Genomic DNA, 17,651 nt, shown 5'->3' on the forward strand with positions numbered 1-17,651 from the left:
CAATAAATAAAATTCTATTTATAATATTTTCGAATAAGCCGTAATATACATTAAATAAATAAAAGAGAATTGTATATTTAATATATCCGATCTTATAAAAATAATTATAGTATACTCCCATTACAAGAAATACTATAAAATCAAACAAATAGTTTACATTATTAAAATAATTATAACGGTTATCTATATTAAATAATCGAGCTAAAATATAGATTGCTAACAATAAAATATAAAATACAATTTTGTGATTTTCCCTACCTTCTTTTTTATAAGTTAATATTCCTTTTAATATAATTAAAGGGGTAATGATTGATAAAACTAATAATAACTTAGGCATAAAATTTAGCATATTGAATCACCAAGAAATTTTAAAAACTTCTCCTTAACATCTTTATATCTATATCTACTAACAGGTACTTCTTCTCCACTTTCTAAAATTGCAGTATTTGACTTTACATTTTCTACATAACTTAAATTAACTAAAAAGCTTTTATGGCATCTTACAAATTTATCTAGTTTTAAGTCTTTTTCTATTTTTTCTAGACTATACCTCACATCAAAACTTTTATTTATTGTATGTATTAACATATCCTTTTTTTGAACTTCGATATACTTTATTTCATCTGAACAAATCTTATATGTATTAGACTTATTTTTTATTAATATATAACTGTTTTTATTTTCAATTTCTTTAATGCAAGTTAGTACATGTTTTTCTAATTCTTCTTGCTGTATAGGTTTTAATAAATATCTATAAGCTCTTACCTCATAGCCTTCTTGTATGTAATCTATTAAAGATGTTATAAATATTATCTCCATTTTATTATCTACTTCTCTAATTTTCCTTGCAGTATCCATCCCATTTATTTGACCCATTTGTATATCGAGAAGTAATATATCTATATTTTTTAAGTTACCTTCTAGTAACTCTTCTCCTAAGTTGTATTTTTGTATTTCATATTCTATATTTATATTTTTTAATATGTTGTGAAGATAAGATTCTATTAAACATTGTGTTTCTTCTTCATCTTCACAAATTGCTATCCTAATCATAAGTTCCCCCTTATATGCTCTTTCTAAATATGACTTTTGTAATTTTCAATAGTGGATACATATCATTGAAATCATACCCACTATCTATATTTTAATCTCCATTATGTATTCTTTGAATCCAGAATCCTCGTTTACCTGTTCTATAATTATGTCAAAACCTTTATTTAAGTAAAATTCAACTGATTTTTTATTATCTTTATATACAGCTAAATTAAGTTTTTTATAATTTTTAATTGCATAGTCTATTAGTTTGCTTCCTATTCCTCTACCTTGAGTATTAACATCAATAAATAAAGCCCCTATAAATTCTTTATTTAATATACTTATAAATCCCTTTATTTCTTTACTTTCCTCATATATAAAAGTTTCAGATGCTGGTATATATACATTTTTAACTATATCATAACTATTTTCCCAGTATTTTTTATCTATAAAATTATGAGCTTTAATTGTGCTATATTTCCATATGCTCATAACTGTGTCGATATCTTTATCTTCTAGTTTGCGTATCATAAATTCACCCCTCTTATTTTAAAAATGTTATACGTATCTCTAATTATACATTATAAAAAACATTTTTACTTATCATAAAATAATTATAATAGATTTTAACTTATCTATAATTACTGAATAACTATATAAATATAATTGCTCGAACATAAAAAATGGACTGTCTATATTTTTAGACAGTCCATTCGTATTTTTTAATATTGGAGGTTACTATTATATTATTATACCTTCAAAATGGTCTACTTCATGCTGGATAATCTGTGCAGTAAACCCTGTAAATACTTGTTTATGCTTCTTGAAATTTATATCTAGGTATTCCACCTCTATAGTTTCATATCTTGTTGTTTCTCTAACACCTGTTAAAGATAAACAGCTTTCTTTAGCTTCATAAGGGTTCTCTTTTTTTAATATAACTGGATTTACCATAGGAACTATAATGTTACCTGCACTAAATACTAGTATACGTTTTTTTACTCCTATCATATTAGCTGCCATTCCTACACAATGATCTAAATTTACTCTTAATGTATCTATTAAATCATTAATAACTTCTACATCTGCTTTTGTGGCAGGCTCTGATTTTTGTTCTAAAAACAATATATCCTTTACAACTGTTTTTATCATTTTTCTTCCAACCTTTCTAATTACTTTGACTGAATTAATATCAATTTATATTCTATACTCTAAAATTATACTCTAATACATTATATTAGTAAAAGTATATAAATCAGAAAAATCATTAGCGATAGTTATTTATTACAATTCATTAACTCAAAGAAATATTTTGATTCATGAGTTGTGTATAGCTTTAACCATGAATTCAGAACTTCTGGTTTAAAAACATCCAATGCTTTCAACACCTGAATCGTAAATTCTAACGGAGCCGTCCCTGAAGCCGTAACTAAATTTTTATCATTTACTGCAGCTTCCATTTTATAATATTTTTCTCCAGAATAATTAGGTATTATCATTTTTAGATATTCTAAGTTATTACTTGTATGATTTCGTGAATCTAGTAACCCCTTCTTCGCAAGTCCTAGTGTTGCCCCGCAAATAGCTGCAACTATACTTCCTTTTATCAAAGCTTCTTTTGCTTTTTCTAGTACAGGTTCATGAATTGATGATGTCCAAGATTCTCCCCCTGGTAAAATTAAAGTATCTTCACTTTCAATGTTACATTCATCCATAGAAATTTCAGGTAAAATTTTCAACCCTCCCATTGTAGTTATAGGATTTTTATTAACCCCTACAGTAATTACCTTTAAAGGATCTAATCCTTTTTTGAAAAACCTTCCCGTATTTAGCTCGGCAGTCAAATAGGCTACTTCCCAGTCTGACATAGTATTAAATACATAAAGATAAACTTTTTTATTTTTCATAATATACACTCCTTTTATAGTTAATTGATATCTTTTATTATAAAATAACTTCACTGACATATTCTGTCAGTGAAGTTATCAAACTTGATAATGCTTAACTAATTCCAATAGAGTTTCAATCATTTTTTGTTTCAAGCTTAATGGTTCAATTATTTGAATAGATTTTCCATAAGGTAAGAGTAAATTAGGTACATAAGTATGAATAACTTCTTCTTGAAGTAGAAATATTACTTTGTTTTGATCTCTTTCTTTAAAATGATGTCCAAAAAACCAATGTTGAGATAAATTATCCAAAGCACTTATCTTTCCAGATATAACTAATGGGATAAGTCCTTGATTATCTTCTGTTTCGCCCAGTAGACTTTTCATAAAGAATTGACCAGCAGAAAATGTTTCTGGACGATTAAAAGTATTTTCTATTTCCATAATAGTAATAATCCGGTCCACTCTGAAACTACGAATGTCATTTCTTAAATGACAAAATCCAATAACATACCAATTACTCTTCCAGTAAACAATTCCATAGGGGTCAATGCATCTACGTTTTGATTTTTCTTCACTACTTGTTCGATATTCAATTTCTACAGATAATTCATTTACTATTTTCTGCTCCAATTTTTTCAGTAATAAGTCCATAGATGGTTTCCCAATTGGGCTTATCACTTCAAGACTTACTAAATGTTGTTCTATAATTTTTTCTTGTTCTTGATTTGAATACATTTTCAACTTTGATGTTGCCGTATCTAGTTTTTCACCTGAAAAATATCCAGATTCTTTTGCAATCATAGCTGCATGAAATAGTGCTGTTTGCTCCTCAATATCAAAAAAAAGAGGTGCTTCTACAAAATTGTTCAATAAAGTATACCCACCATTATGACCTGTGTCTGCAATAATAGGTACCCCACTAGCAGAAAGAGCATCTACATAACGATAAACAGTTCTTATATTTATTTCTAGTTTTTCAGATATTTGTTTTGCTGTAACTTTTTCATCTGAATTTAACATCCATAGAATAGACATCATATTATCAATTTTAGCCATCAGGTCTCACCTCTTGCTTATAATTATACCATTTTTATATTTTAAAATTTTCACAGTTTATTACATCACTTACAATATCTTTATAGAAATCACGCTCATGACATACTAAAATCAAACTTCCCCTATATTCTTTTAATGCTTTTTTTAGTTCGTTTTTTGCATCTATATCTAAGTGATTTGTTGGTTCATCTAAAATCAATATGTTACTAGGCTTATTTAAAATCTTGCATAGTCTAATTTTTGATTGTTCTCCTCCACTTAGTATACTTATTTTGCTATCTATATGCTCATTGGTTAGTCCACATCTTGCTAGCATACTTCTAATTTCATATCTATTTAACTTATAAAATTCGTTCCATATTTCTTCTAACGCAGTATTGTCATTTTCTATTTTTATTTCTTGTTCAAAGTATTCTATCGCTTGATGTTCTCCAAGTTTTATATCTCCGCTTATAGGCTTATTAATCCCTATTAAACTCTTTAATAAGGTTGTTTTTCCTATTCCATTTGAACCAATTATAGCTATTTTTTGTCCTCTTTCCATTCTTATATTTATAGGTTTGCTTAATGGCTTATCATATCCTATAATTAAATCCTTTGTCTCAAATATAACTCTTCCTGATTCATTGGATTCTATAAATTTAAACTTTGGCTTTGGTTTATGCTTTACTATTTCTATTCTGTCAATTTTGTCTAGTTTTTTCTGTCTAGATTTTGCCATGCCACTGGTTGATGCTCTTGATTTATTTTTTGCAATATATTCTTCTAGCTTAGAAATTTGTGCTTGTTGCCTATTGTAATCTGCTTTTAATTGAAGTTTGTTAGCTTCATATACCTTTATAAAATTTTCATAATCACCTATATATCTTGTTAGTGTTTTATTTTCAAGATGACATACTATGCTTACAACACTATTTAAAAAATCTAAATCATGAGATATTAATATAAATGCATTTTCATAAGCTTGTAAATATTTTTTCAACCATTCTATATGTTGTTCATCTAAATAATTAGTAGGTTCATCTAATAACAATACATCTGGCTTTTCTAAAAGTAATTTTGCTAATAATACTTTAGTTCTTTGCCCTCCACTTAATTTTGAAACATCTTTGTCTAAGCCAATGTCTCTAATCCCTAATCCAAGTGCTACTGATTCTATTTTTGAATCTATACTATAAAATTCATTATTAATTAGTATATCTTGTAATTCAGTAGTTTTTTCAATAGCTTTTGTAATTTCTTCTACATTCATTAACTCCATTTGATCATATATATTATTAAGTTCATTTTCCATGTAAAATAACTTCCAAAAAGCTTCTTTTAAAGTATCTCTTATAGATTTTCCTTCTTTAAGGTTAGTGTGTTGATCTAGATACCCAACACTTATTTTGCTACTCCAATGTATATTTCCACTATCCGGTATTATTTTATCAGTGATTATATTCATAAAGGTTGATTTACCTTCACCATTTGCTCCTACAAGTCCTATATGTTCTCCTTTTAATAACCTAAATGATATATCTTTAAATATGCATCTATCTCCAAACCCATGGGTTATATTTTCAACAGTTAAAATACTCATTTTCATTCCTCTTTTCTTGCTTTAATTGTTCATATTAAAATCATAACATTTTAATATGTAATAACCAAGTTTGTAAATATTTCTGTAATGATATGGATTTTTTCCCCTAGTATATAGAAAGTGCCTCAAATAATTTTCATAATTACTTGAGGCACTTTATTATACTATTTGTTTTTCTTGTCTAATAATTCTTCTAATGCTATTTTCAGTAAGGTAGTAGTACTTAGTAAGTTCTTTAACAGATATACCTTCTTTATATTTGTTAAAAATCTCTATATTTCTTTTCTTTAAGTCGTGCTTAGTTCCACTACTTTCTCCCCAAGATTTTTTATTACTAGACTTTCTAGGTATATATAAATATCCACCATCTATATATTCTTGAATTAATTCAATAACATCTTCAGGTAATATATTTTGTGCTTTTTCATATTTCATAATTCTCGCTCCTATCTACTTTTTAGTTCGTAAATAACGAAGCAAAGACTGCACAAAACAACTTAACCAAATTTTAATTTTGGCTCCAAACAAAGTTTAGTTCTGTATGTGTATTACAGTCTTTGCATGGAGCCAGGTACAATAACTAACACTGGTTTATTTTGCATAAATAACACCCCCTTTATCTTAATAATTTATATTATGCATAGAACATATCACATAAATTATATCATCTATATTTGCAGTATTCAAAGGTCATAAATAATTCTGTATTGAATTTAACCATATAATACTTAATCTTTATATCTTGGTATACTACATTGTCCTATAATATATATTTATTCCCAATGAGCTTCAAAGCTAACATTCTCACATTGTTTATTTATTAATAGTAATTTGATTTCCCCATTTTCAAATTTACTTAAATCTATTTTATTTACACCCTTAGTATCTTTTATATCTATAATTTCTTCTTTATTCCCTTGCATTATTTTTAAGCCTAAATTTCCTACTTCACTTTCAGCTTCAACATATAAAGTAGATGGTGTATTATTTTCTTTTTCTATAGTCTTAGAAAACTCTGATGTCGATTTATAGTAAGATATACTCCACTTATTTTTTGTATTAAACTCTGTTAAAAATAATGATGTACCACTTTTAAACTCTAGTGTCTCACTAGCAAATATAAGTCCTCCAAAACATAATATAGCTACTATAAAGCTTGTAATGAATCCTATAATCAAATGCTTTGTAGGTTTTTTTTCTATCTCTTTTACTTCAGTCATTAAGTTACCACACTTGCTACAGTATTTAGAGTCACGTGAAATAATATTGTTGCAATTAATACACTTTACAAAATTTTGTTTTCTAGCTACTAATAGATATATTAAAAGGCCTATACCATTAGGTCCAAATATTACTATTAATGTCCATAGTTTTGCATTTAATCCTTTATTCTTTGCATCCCTGTATGTCCATGTATATAAAAATATAGCTGATACTAAAATAAGTGTAATAGCTAATCCCATCCAAATAAATTCATTCATATATTTATTCTCGCTCCTTTTTTAAGTTCAAAATATTTTATTCCCATAGTAGTCATTATTAGGTTGAAAATCACTGAAGCAATGCAAAATACGACTAGCATGCTTCGAATCCACCCTGGTGATATAAATGCTCTTATAAGCACATATCCTACACTTCCCATTGCAGTAGATATCATCATAGGCAACCACCAAATAGATATACCTTCACTTTCACTTAATTGATTCTCTATTTTAATTTTCAACTCTACATCTAAACCTTTATATGGCAGTTCTTGTGATGAGAGTGACTTTTTTAGTAAATCATCTATATTTTTATAATCTTTCATATCCCATATCCTCCAGTTCTTTTTTTATAATAGCTCTCCCTTTGTGTAGTCGACTTTTAACTGTTCCTTTTGGAATCTTTAAAGCTATGGCTATTTCATCTATAGTCATTTCAACTGTGTAGTACATAATAATAGGAATTTTAAATTTATCATCTAGTTTTCTAATAACTAAATTTAACTCACCTTCAATCTCTTTGTTTATAACTTCATCTTCTATGCTTATTTTTGAATCCTTTATATCTAAAGATTGCTCCTTATCAATATTCAATCTAGGTGCTATATGATTTCGCCTATCATTTTTTCTTACAGAGTTTTTCCATACTTTTATTGCTACTGATATTAAAAAGCTTCTTGGGTTTTTATTTTTATCAAGCCTGGATTTTAATTCTACTGCTTTTAAAAATGTTTGTTGGTATAAATCTTCGCCATCTTCTTTGTTAGCCGTAAGCTTTATGCAAAATCTATATATTACACTTCCGTATTCATTTATAATGTTTTCTATTTCATCTAACTCCAATAATATCCACCCCCTATACTTATTATTGTCGTAACTTTAAGTTCGGTTCATTTTTTATTATAATTAAAGTTTTTTCTAATCTTATATCTATTTTACCGTTAAATTATTTTAACTAATTAGTTTTTATTTGTTAACTTTAGTAATTTTTGATTTTCGTCTCTACTAGGAATTTAATTAGTTCAATTCCTTCTCCAAAACATTTTAGTAAAATAAAAGGAGATGCCTACTTTTAGACACCTCCCGATTTTACTAAAATGTTTTTTGTTATAAAGTTGGAGCTTGGTTATTCATTGAATACCCATCATCTCTGTCATCACTGATATCTAGTGTATCCTCTTTTATCTTAACTTTGCTTAGTTTTTTAACTGCTCCATAATGATCTCTTAATGAAAGTTTGTCCCCTCTGCCAGAGATGACCCATAAAATTTTATACCCTCTAGGTCTAACTTGTAGCTTATCTTCACCTTTTCCGTCAGTAAAGTACACCAATAAGTTAATATTTTTATTGTTAGCATATTCAAATACTGGGTTAAATTTAGTTCCACCTCTTCTTTTAAGTCTTTCTTTTACATCCTTTACAGATTTAACTTTGTATACTCGTCGAATCTCGTTATCACATTCTATAACAGTAATTTCATGATTGTAATTTTTCACTATATTAAGTACTTCCTTAATAGCTTGTTTAAACTCTTCATTGCTAATACTTCCACTTATATCTAGTGCAACAGCTATTTCGGCTTTATGACCTCTAAGTTCGCCTCTTAAGTCTAATCTATTTGGTTGTCTTCTATTTCTTCTGGTTATAGTCTTCTTTTTATTACTTTCGACTGTTCCCATTAACTTTTTAAGATATAAGTTCCAAGGTAATTCCCCTTTACTATTTTTAAGTGATAGTATAATACTATTTAAGTATTCAGGTGTTGTACCTTTTTGAGAAGTACCAATAGCTTTTTCTGTGAATTCTTTAAGTGTTTTTTCATCTACTTCACTAGAATCTTTCCATATGTCATGAGTTTTTTCTGGATTATACTCAGTTTGGACATCATCAGATTGATTGCTATCATCTTCTTCTCCATCTTCGTCTACTTCTTGTAAATCTAATTCAGTTTGAAGTTTTTCTACATAGTATTCAAATGTCTCATAGGGATCCAGTTTTAGATTATATTTCACATTTACATTTTCTAAAGTAACTGCATATGGTGGTAAGTTATTTAAATATTTGTTTACTACTATATCCATTGCCATATTAATAGCTAGTGTACTATATTTTCCTTTTAATTCTTTTCCTCTTATCAAGTGCATTGATAGAATATGAAGAATTTCATGTTTAATAGTAGTTTCCATTTGTTTAAGATTAAGATCTAGAAAAATTATTGGATTAAAATATATAACATACTTAGCATCTTTGAAATTCACAGCAGTAGGACTGCTTATATCAAATCTTATTTGTTTAGACATTTGAAATAAAAAGTATCCATAGAAATTATCTTTTTCTTCCATAAGACTTAAGTTAACTTTATCTACTAAACTAAAAAACTCAGTTTTAAAGTCTTGTGGTATATCTATTTCAAATTTTTCGCCTTTGTGATTTGCTTTTAGCATAGCGTAAGTATTTATAACTGTTTCCGCTTTGCCTGAAAGCTCTCTTTTTTGTTTGTCAAAATAAGTTTCCATATACTATCCCCTTATTGAACTATAAGATTCAAAGTAAGCTTCTATAAATTCTTCATTTTCTATAGCTTTTTTGTATACATCTGCATAACTATTTTTAATTTCTTTCATAATTCCTACCATTAAATCTATAGGATAAGCTTTTAAAAATTCTACAAATCTATCTATATAGAAGTTTGAATCATAGTCATCATTTTTAATGTTTAATTCTAAATCTCTTAAGATATTCATTGCTGATAAATATAATCTTGTATGACTTTCAGATTTCACTTTTTCTATAACTGCTGAACTTAAAACATCTCCACTAAAAATATCTTGGTAAGATATTAATGGCTCACAATCTGCTTCTACAAAACTTATAAATTCCTCTGCAATAACTTTCCCTACATTTCCTTTTATAACATTTAAAAATACAGCTCTAGGTATTGATTCTTGTTGCTCTTTGTATACTTTGTAACTCTTAGAAACTCTTTCATAACTTCTTGGAGTTGCTGATACATCTTCTTCATTCGTCTTGTGTAAATATTCTGGGAAAGTTGAGATAAACTCTATAACCTTTTGTTCAATATTTTCTCCTATTGCCCATTTTAGCCACTGATTATGATCAGGTTCCATATTTAACCAAACAAATCTATTTTCTTGAGCTGCATCCATATCTACAACTTGATAATCAAAATCTGAACCATACTTGCTTGATGGATTCATTGCAGCTAGTATTTTTACATCTCCATGTAACTTATATCCATTTATTTCTCTATTTAATATTAAATTCATAAGTTCTTGTTGTACTGTATGTTCACAACGGTTTATTTCATCTATAAATAAAAGAACTGTTTTTCCTTTAGATATTTCTTCATCAATTTCTCTTAACTTGTTATGAGCTGCATATACTGTTGTTTTCTTTTCTACTTGTTGCCCGTTATCATTGTTTACTGTGTATGATTCTATTGTTGGTAATCCACCTATTTCACCTTCTTTAAGTAAATTTCCATCAATAACAATTAAACTCCAATTTTTTTCATGAGCTAGCTTTTTTGCTAAAGCAGTTTTTCCGATTCCACTTTCTCCAACTACTAAAGGTACTTCTTCTGTTTTTAATACTAAGTCAATACTTTTTAATGTCTCTATAAAATTCATTTTCTCTCTCCTATATCATCTTTAGTTTTTCATCTACTGCTATTTTCTTTGATTTTATACTTCCGTATTTATAAATGAACATCATCTTGTCTATTTGCATATTTTCGCTGTTTCTATCTATGATACTACAATTTAGAAAATCTCTAACATATTTTTCTTCAACATCTTCTTTTGATAAAACTTCTTTTAGAACTTCTTCTAGTTCCTCTTTAGTTATTTTATTTACAATATATTTGATTACTAAAATATTTACTTTTAAAAATTCTAGCATTTTATTTTTATCCAAGTCATGTATGAAACTCATAGCTGCTTCGTTGTTTTTTATAGCTATAATCTCAGTTTTAAAATTAGGCGATTTTATATATCTTAGTGCACTATAATTTGTTTTTACAGCTTCTTCGGCTACACTTTCATAAGGCTCTTTTATATACTTTATTGCATCGTAATCTTTTCTTACCGCTAGTAGTTGTAATTTTTCACTTGGGTTTTTAGCATATTGGATAGCCCATCCTGATTGGCTTATTGCTAGTTTAAGTACATTTTCTGTTGGATTTTTAATATAATCTAAAATACTCCATCCAACATTTACAGCTTTTATCATCATTTCTTCACTTGGTTCATTTATAAATTTAATAGCTCTAATATTATTATCTATTGCTAATTCTTGCATTTCTTTAGTTGGATTGTTTATATATTCTAATGCAAGTCCATTTTTTTTAATAGCTAGTAACTTCATTTCATCTGTTGGGTTATCTATAGTTGCTATAATATTAGGGTTAATTGTTATCATTTTTATAATTTTTGATTCTTCCATAGTCGTCCTTTCCTTTTGTTGTTACTTTTTATATATAATTTCCTTATTATATTAATATACTTTTTTGGATAGTTTAAACAAAATAATTATACCAATATATAAAAAATTCCCAAAATTATAATATAAAAACATTAAAAGGAGCACAATGTGCTCCTTTTAATGTTTTATTTAGCGCTCTCTATAAGGTATTTCATATTATCTTTATTCATTCCACCTGGGACATATTGAGTTATGTATCCATCCTTGTCTATTATAAAAGTTGATGGGAAAGAACTAATTCCGTACTGATAAATTAAACTTCCTCCTTCATCAAGTAAAACGGGGAAAGTATAACCTTCTTCTTTTAAGAAGTCTTTTACATGATTAGCATCTCCCTCTTGTCCTACATTAGGTGAGGCTAACCCAAGAATTACTACATCCTCATTATTTTCATTGTAATCCTTGTATAACTCTTCTATATAAGGCATTTCATCTCTACATGGAGGACACCATGTAGCCCATAGATTTAAAAATATAGTTTTACCTTTATAATCACTTAACTTGTGCTCTTTTCCGTACTGATCATATAAATTAAAATCTAAGGCTTTTATTTTTTCTTCTTTGTTATTTGAATTTTGATTACTTTCTAATCTCTCGTTATTTTGTGCCTTAGAGTATTCTACCTTATTTATAACTCCATTAGACAACATAACTAGTCCTGAAATTATAAGGATAATGCCTCCAAGCTTTTTAATTTTATTCATATTATTTTTAACTTTATCTATACTCTTAACAAGTTTGTTATAGAACAGAGAAACCAATATAAATGGCAAAATAAACCCGATAGTGTATACTCCTATTAATAAATAAGAAACTGATACATTGTTTGTACTTGAAGACATAATAAGTACAGATGCAAGTATAGGCCCTATACACGGAGTCCATCCAAAACTAAATGCAAACCCTAATAAAAATGATGTTATTGGATTCATTTCCTTTGATTTTAATTGAAATCTTTTTTCTTTATTTAAGAAACTAGATTTTATAATATCCATATAGAATAGTCCCATAAATATTATAATAATCCCACCTATTATCATTATTAAATCTTTATTAGTATTAAAAAATGAACTTAAAACCCTTACCGATGACCCTAATATAAAAAATGTCATTGAAATACCTAAAGTGAAAAACAATGTATTTCTAAATAAAGAGCTTTTGGCAAAACTACCACTTTTTAAATTTTCTATGCTACTATTTGATAGCATGCTTAAATATATTGGCAGTATTGGTAATATACAAGGTGATAAAAACGATAATAAACCTTCTATAAATACTACTGCTAAATTTAATTTTTCCATTTAATCCCCCTCATTATTTGATTAAATTTCTTTTATCATACTTGGTGATAATACATCATTAAGAGCTTCTGTCATAGTTGGATGAGCATATATTCTATCTCTTAAATAAGTATATTTAACTTTCATATCTATTGCTAGTTGTATTAAATGTATTAACTCACTAGATTCTTCACATATCATAGTTGCTCCTAAAATTTTCTCACTATCTTTGTCTATAACTATTTTTATAAATCCATCAGTTTTACCTATTTGTTTAGCTCTTGGGATATCTTGAGTTTTCATTTTGGCAACTAAAATATTATATCCTTTTTCTTTGGCCTCTTTAACATTTAATCCTACTCTAGAAAATGCAGGGTCTAAAAATAACGCACCAGGAACATTTGTTCTATCAGTTGTTTTTCTTGACTTATCACCAAATAATTGATTTATTACTATACGATAATCATCTAATGATATATAAGTAAATTGAGGCCCTCCGTTTATGTCTCCTAATGCCCATATATTTTTAGTGGAAGTTTCTAAAATTTCATTTACTTTTATAAAGCCTCTCTTATCTAATTCAACATTGGCATTTTCTAAGTCTAAATCCTCAGTATTTGCTTTTCTACCTGTAGCTACTAAAATTATATCACTGTTTAATTCTAATTGTTTATCTTCCCCATTTTTTGTATATACTAACTTAGCTAAATTATTTTCTTCTTTTATTTCAACTAATTTTACATCATTTAAAAAGTTTATATTTCTCTTTTTTAGTATATTCACTACTTCATCAGAATCTTCTATATCTTCTCTTTCAAGTATAGTGCTATGAGAATTAACTACAGTTACCTCGGTACCAAAAGAAGCATATATCCCTGCAAATTCAAGACCTATATATCCCGCCCCTATTATAGTTAATTTTTTAGGTAATTTTTTAAGCTGCATTAAAGTTTCATTGTTATAAACTATATTTGACTTTTCTACACCGACTATATTAGGTATGTTTGGTTTTGAACCTGTATTTATAAATATCTGTTCTCCTTCTATAGTAATAGTTTCTCCATGTATAGTTTCTATTTTGACAGTTTTTTCATTTATAAATGAACCTTTCCCTGTAAATATATTTATATTCTTATTGCTATTTAATTTATTGTAATTTGCATTTCTCAATTTTCTTATTAGATCTTCTTTTTTATCTATTGATTCTTGATACTTTATTTCTTTTTTATTAAAACTATCTAGGTTTTCTCTTCTTATTAAACTTGATTGATTTTCTAAAACCTTAGTAGGTATACATGCTTGATTTATGCATGTTCCTCCATACATCTTTTCAGATTTTTCTATTAAAGCTACCTTTTGACCTCTCTTAGCTAAATCTATAGCTAATGTTTTTCCACCTTTTCCAAACCCTATTATTATAGCATCAAATTTATTTATCATATTAAATTCACTCTCCTATTTTTTTATCTATTTCTTATAATATATAAGCTTCTTTAAATAATTGAAATTAGGTACTTTTTTGTAACCCTTCTATTTTTTATTTTTGTATTTTATCGTAATAAAAAAAGCGCCTAATTTTGCGCTTTTTAAAATATTATGTTTTAAGTTTATGATCATCATCTTTTTCTCTACTAGGATATAATTTTAAAATCAAATCACAATCTTAATTAATATTTCATTTCAATATATCTTCATACTTATCAATTGTTTTTTTTACAAAAAAAGATACTAAGTTTGATAGCCTATGCCTTCAAATTCAGTATCTTTTCCCATAAAATAGTTTTAGATTATATAGCAATCTGACAAAATGTTAAAGCCGCACTCATTAGGCTTTAGTTCAGAAAGATTCTAATTACTTAACTTATCATTTCCTTGCTGGTTTTTTAATTATTCTAAAAATAAACTTAATCACTTCATTTAAAACAAGAACCATTGATGAAAGAATAATTATCTTCCCCCACATAAATCCACTCAAAGCTACTGAATTAAAAAAGCTCTTAAAAACTTGAGTAAACACAATTTGCACTATGCCAGTTATAAAAATTACATACAAAGCTAATTTATTCTTAAAGAAATTTGGTATCACACTATTAAGTCCAAACTCTCTACAACTCAAAGCATTAAACAATGCACTAAACGCAAACACTGAAAATACAACAGTTCCTTGTTCTTCTGGCGAAGCATTTAACACATTGAAAAATGACTGAAGATTTACTATTGATATAATAAGCACCGCATTTATAATTATATTTACCAACATACTCCTTGCTATAATACCAGCTTTTCTTTTTATAGGTTTTCTCTTAAGAACATAATCTCTAACAGGCTCTAATCCCAAAGCTAGGGCTGGTGGTCCATCCATTATTATATTAACCCATAATAACTGTATTGTAGTAAATGGCATTTCTCTACCTGTAAGTTGAGATATTACAGCTATCATAAAAGCTACAATATTTACAGTAAGCTGGAACTGTATAAATCGTTGGAAATTCTCATAAATACCTCTTCCCCACTTTATACCATCAACTATAGTACTAAAACTATCATCTGTAAGTATTATATCTGAGGCATTTTTTGAAACTTCAGTACCTGATATTCCCATGGAAATTCCTACATCTGCTTTACTTAAAGCTGGTGCATCATTTATACCATCGCCCGTAACTGCTACTACTTCAGAGTTTGCCTGAAGTGCTTGTACTATTCTCATTTTTGTATCAGGTTTAGATCTTGCTACAATAGAAATATCATTTATCTCTTTTCTTAACTCTTCATCTGACAATATATCTATATAATTTGCTTCTACTACTTTTTGCCCATCATCTAAAAGCCCTATTTCTTTTCCAATAGCCTTCGCTGTATTTATATTGTCTCCCGTTAGCATCTTAACTTTTACACCTGCATCATAAGCGATTTGAATAGATTCTTTTACACCTTCTCTTAAAGGATCCACTATTCCAACAAAACCTCCAAAAATTAAATCCTTACATCTTTCATAAGTATCTAAGTCAAAGCTCAAAGTTCTATTATCATCATGAGTTGCAGCAACTTGCATAACTGATTTATCTATACTCTTATAAGCAAATCCCAAAGTTCTCATAGACTTAACTTGAAGTTTTTTAATCTCACTAAGTATATTTTTTTTCATTTGAGGTGTAAGAACTACTATACTTTTGTCTTTTTGCATGTATGCACATTTTTCTAGTAAAACTTCCGGAGCTCCTTTACTTAAAAATACCCCTCTATCTTCTGTATTTATCAAAGATGACATTCTTTTTTTATCCGAGTTAAAAGGAACTTGTGATACTAAATTTATTTCTTTCCTTAATATGTTATAATCTTTATTTCTATGATATAAAAGCAATGCACATTCAGTTGCACTTCCTATGTATTTATAATCTTTGTCCTCTTTTTCAATATCAGCAGTTGAGTTAACTATACAATTTTCTTCAAAGTAACTATTACTATGATATTCACTACTCTCAATATACCTTCCATCTATATATGCAACTTCTACCATCATTTTATTTTGAGTTAATGTACCTGTTTTATCAGAACAAATTACCGATACACACCCTATAGTTTCACAAGCTTCTTTTTGGGTTACTAAAGCATTTATCTTTGCCATCTTTTGCATAGTTATAGCCAATGTTATATTTACCATCGTTGGCAAACCTTCTGGCACAGTTGCTACAATTAACGCTATACAAACCATATATGCATCTTTTGCTGGTTCTAGTGATTTTAAAAATGGTATTATTCCTGAAGTATCTAATCTTATTTCTCCAGTTAAATTCATTTTTATAATCATGTTCACACAAAGTAAAAATGCTATAATACCTGAAACGATAGCTATCCTGGCTCCTAATTTCCCAAGCTTTAATTGAAGAGGCGTTTGAATATCATCATCACCTATGTTTTGTGCTATTTGACCCATTTCTGTTTTATCACCGATAGTAGTTACAACCATAATTCCTCTTCCATAAGCTACAAGAGTTCCTCCAAATACCATGTTAACTTGTTCTGCTAATATATGTTCTTTTTCTATTATCTTATCTGCGTTTTTTAAAACATCAGCAGATTCTCCTGTAAGCATGTCCTCTCTTATCTTTAAGTTAATAGACTGAATAAGTCTACCATCTGAAGGTATCATATTTCCACTTTCTATATAAACAATATCGCCAGGCACTAAGTCTCTTTTTGATATTTGATGTATTTTACCATTTCTTAGTACCTTAACTTCTATATTCTCGGTTAATTTTGATAATGCTTGGGCTGCTTTTTTAGATTTACTTTCTGTTGCTGCTCCTATGGATAGTCCTAGAATTACTGCTCCTAAAATTCCAAATGCATCATGAACTTCCCCTACAAATGCACTTATTACTGCCGCACCTAATAAAATTAATATCATTGGCTCCATAACACTGTCACTTATTGATTCTATTAATGATTTGCCTTCTTTAATTTCGAATTCATTGTATCCATGTTTTTGCCTTCTTTCTTCTACATCACTAGTTCTCAATCCAATTTCAGGATTTACTTTTAGATATTTTAAGGTTTCTTTAGTAGTTTTATTGTAATATCCCATACGTTCATCCCCTTCGTTAATTTGCTTTAAAACTTATATATGTATATGTTTTTATGCTTGTATATATTCCGGATTTATTTGTATTTTAAAATAGCTTTTTTATTGGGGTGTCAATATCATTTGATATTCTAACTTCCAATTCAGGTTAAGGAATCACTTTTTTATTTTAGCTTTTATTAAATATAGGTGTTACGAAAAATAAAATTTTATAATAAAAAATACTCCTTGGAATAAAG

General features: G+C 27.8%; 16 protein-coding genes and 1 pseudogene. All 17 read right to left on the reverse strand.

Features of this window, described 5'->3' with window-relative positions; translation table 11 throughout:
- Positions 1 to 349: pseudogene (locus ACRCYC_RS11150) on the reverse strand (histidine kinase); the annotation flags it as partial.
- Positions 343 to 1,053, reverse strand: a complete 711-nt coding sequence (locus ACRCYC_RS11155; RefSeq protein WP_438619214.1) for a LytR/AlgR family response regulator transcription factor — start codon at positions 1,051 to 1,053, stop codon at positions 343 to 345. The gene ACRCYC_RS11155 and the pseudogene ACRCYC_RS11150, both read right to left, overlap by 7 nt.
- An 84-nt stretch (positions 1,054 to 1,137) precedes the next feature.
- Positions 1,138 to 1,566 carry an N-acetyltransferase gene (locus tag ACRCYC_RS11160; RefSeq protein WP_438619215.1) on the reverse strand — a complete coding sequence of 143 codons (429 nt, stop codon included), beginning with the start codon at positions 1,564 to 1,566 and terminating at the stop codon, positions 1,138 to 1,140.
- A gap of 210 nt (positions 1,567 to 1,776) precedes the next feature.
- Positions 1,777 to 2,187 carry a peptide deformylase gene (locus ACRCYC_RS11165; RefSeq protein WP_438619216.1) on the reverse strand — a complete coding sequence of 137 codons (411 nt, stop codon included), beginning with the start codon at positions 2,185 to 2,187 and terminating at the stop codon, positions 1,777 to 1,779.
- 125 nt (positions 2,188 to 2,312) lie between these two features.
- Positions 2,313 to 2,942 (reverse strand): type 1 glutamine amidotransferase family protein, encoded by a 630-nt coding sequence (locus ACRCYC_RS11170; RefSeq protein WP_438619217.1) that lies wholly within the window; start codon positions 2,940 to 2,942, stop codon positions 2,313 to 2,315.
- Between the two features lie 78 nt (positions 2,943 to 3,020).
- Entirely contained in the window at positions 3,021 to 3,983 is a 963-nt protein-coding gene (locus ACRCYC_RS11175) for a helix-turn-helix transcriptional regulator (protein ID WP_438619218.1), read from the reverse strand.
- Positions 3,984 to 4,017: 34 nt separating this feature from the next.
- Positions 4,018 to 5,565 (reverse strand): ABC-F family ATP-binding cassette domain-containing protein, encoded by a 1,548-nt coding sequence (locus tag ACRCYC_RS11180; protein WP_438619219.1) that lies wholly within the window; start codon positions 5,563 to 5,565, stop codon positions 4,018 to 4,020.
- A gap of 159 nt (positions 5,566 to 5,724) precedes the next feature.
- Positions 5,725 to 6,000, reverse strand: a complete 276-nt coding sequence (locus ACRCYC_RS11185) for a CD3324 family protein (RefSeq protein WP_438619220.1) — start codon at positions 5,998 to 6,000, stop codon at positions 5,725 to 5,727.
- A gap of 338 nt (positions 6,001 to 6,338) precedes the next feature.
- Positions 6,339 to 7,046 carry a hypothetical protein gene (locus ACRCYC_RS11190; RefSeq protein WP_438619221.1) on the reverse strand — a complete coding sequence of 236 codons (708 nt, stop codon included), beginning with the start codon at positions 7,044 to 7,046 and terminating at the stop codon, positions 6,339 to 6,341.
- The gene (locus ACRCYC_RS11195; protein WP_438619222.1) at positions 7,043 to 7,372 is read right to left on the reverse strand and encodes a hypothetical protein; all 330 of its coding nucleotides are present in this window, start codon (positions 7,370 to 7,372) and stop codon (positions 7,043 to 7,045) included. The genes ACRCYC_RS11190 and ACRCYC_RS11195 overlap by 4 nt, the downstream gene beginning before the upstream one ends.
- Positions 7,359 to 7,889: an RNA polymerase sigma factor gene (locus ACRCYC_RS11200; protein WP_438619223.1), complete on the reverse strand. Its 531-nt coding sequence runs from the start codon at positions 7,887 to 7,889 to the stop codon at positions 7,359 to 7,361. Before ACRCYC_RS11200 ends, ACRCYC_RS11195 begins: the two co-directional genes overlap by 14 nt.
- Before the next feature lie 264 nt (positions 7,890 to 8,153).
- Complete coding sequence (locus ACRCYC_RS11205) at positions 8,154 to 9,563, reverse strand: vWA domain-containing protein (RefSeq protein ID WP_438619224.1); 1,410 nt, start codon at positions 9,561 to 9,563, stop codon at positions 8,154 to 8,156.
- 3 nt (positions 9,564 to 9,566) lie between these two features.
- On the reverse strand, positions 9,567 to 10,697 hold the full coding sequence (locus tag ACRCYC_RS11210; protein ID WP_438619225.1) for an ATP-binding protein: 1,131 nt from the start codon (positions 10,695 to 10,697) through the stop codon (positions 9,567 to 9,569).
- 10 nt (positions 10,698 to 10,707) lie between these two features.
- Complete coding sequence (locus tag ACRCYC_RS11215; protein WP_438619226.1) at positions 10,708 to 11,511, reverse strand: hypothetical protein; 804 nt, start codon at positions 11,509 to 11,511, stop codon at positions 10,708 to 10,710.
- A gap of 164 nt (positions 11,512 to 11,675) precedes the next feature.
- On the reverse strand, positions 11,676 to 12,851 hold the full coding sequence (locus tag ACRCYC_RS11220; RefSeq protein WP_438619227.1) for a redoxin family protein: 1,176 nt from the start codon (positions 12,849 to 12,851) through the stop codon (positions 11,676 to 11,678).
- A 21-nt stretch (positions 12,852 to 12,872) separates the two neighbouring features.
- The gene (locus tag ACRCYC_RS11225) at positions 12,873 to 14,270 is read right to left on the reverse strand and encodes a dihydrolipoyl dehydrogenase family protein (RefSeq protein ID WP_438619228.1); all 1,398 of its coding nucleotides are present in this window, start codon (positions 14,268 to 14,270) and stop codon (positions 12,873 to 12,875) included.
- 424 nt (positions 14,271 to 14,694) lie between these two features.
- Complete coding sequence (locus ACRCYC_RS11230) at positions 14,695 to 17,415, reverse strand: calcium-translocating P-type ATPase, PMCA-type (protein ID WP_438619229.1); 2,721 nt, start codon at positions 17,413 to 17,415, stop codon at positions 14,695 to 14,697.
- Positions 17,416 to 17,651: the final 236 nt, after the last annotated feature.

This window comes from Paraclostridium sp., assembly GCF_051657365.1.
Lineage (GTDB): Bacteria > Bacillota > Clostridia > Peptostreptococcales > Peptostreptococcaceae > Paraclostridium.

Excerpts from the sequence above, each read along its gene's own strand:
- ACRCYC_RS11155 (WP_438619214.1), bottom strand. The coding sequence starts at position 1,053 with ATGATTAGGATAGCAATTTGTGAAGATGAAGAAGAAACACAATGTTTA.
- ACRCYC_RS11160 (WP_438619215.1), bottom strand. The coding sequence starts at position 1,566 with ATGATACGCAAACTAGAAGATAAAGATATCGACACAGTTATGAGCATA.
- ACRCYC_RS11165 (WP_438619216.1), bottom strand. The coding sequence starts at position 2,187 with ATGATAAAAACAGTTGTAAAGGATATATTGTTTTTAGAACAAAAATCA.
- ACRCYC_RS11170 (WP_438619217.1), bottom strand. The coding sequence starts at position 2,942 with ATGAAAAATAAAAAAGTTTATCTTTATGTATTTAATACTATGTCAGAC.
- ACRCYC_RS11175 (WP_438619218.1), bottom strand. The coding sequence starts at position 3,983 with ATGGCTAAAATTGATAATATGATGTCTATTCTATGGATGTTAAATTCA.
- ACRCYC_RS11180 (WP_438619219.1), bottom strand. The coding sequence starts at position 5,565 with ATGAGTATTTTAACTGTTGAAAATATAACCCATGGGTTTGGAGATAGA.
- ACRCYC_RS11185 (WP_438619220.1), bottom strand. The coding sequence starts at position 6,000 with ATGAAATATGAAAAAGCACAAAATATATTACCTGAAGATGTTATTGAA.
- ACRCYC_RS11190 (WP_438619221.1), bottom strand. The coding sequence starts at position 7,046 with ATGAATGAATTTATTTGGATGGGATTAGCTATTACACTTATTTTAGTA.
- ACRCYC_RS11195 (WP_438619222.1), bottom strand. The coding sequence starts at position 7,372 with ATGAAAGATTATAAAAATATAGATGATTTACTAAAAAAGTCACTCTCA.
- ACRCYC_RS11205 (WP_438619224.1), bottom strand. The coding sequence starts at position 9,563 with ATGGAAACTTATTTTGACAAACAAAAAAGAGAGCTTTCAGGCAAAGCG.
- ACRCYC_RS11210 (WP_438619225.1), bottom strand. The coding sequence starts at position 10,697 with ATGAATTTTATAGAGACATTAAAAAGTATTGACTTAGTATTAAAAACA.
- ACRCYC_RS11215 (WP_438619226.1), bottom strand. The coding sequence starts at position 11,511 with ATGGAAGAATCAAAAATTATAAAAATGATAACAATTAACCCTAATATT.
- ACRCYC_RS11220 (WP_438619227.1), bottom strand. The coding sequence starts at position 12,851 with ATGGAAAAATTAAATTTAGCAGTAGTATTTATAGAAGGTTTATTATCG.
- ACRCYC_RS11225 (WP_438619228.1), bottom strand. The coding sequence starts at position 14,270 with ATGATAAATAAATTTGATGCTATAATAATAGGGTTTGGAAAAGGTGGA.
- ACRCYC_RS11230 (WP_438619229.1), bottom strand. The coding sequence starts at position 17,415 with ATGGGATATTACAATAAAACTACTAAAGAAACCTTAAAATATCTAAAA.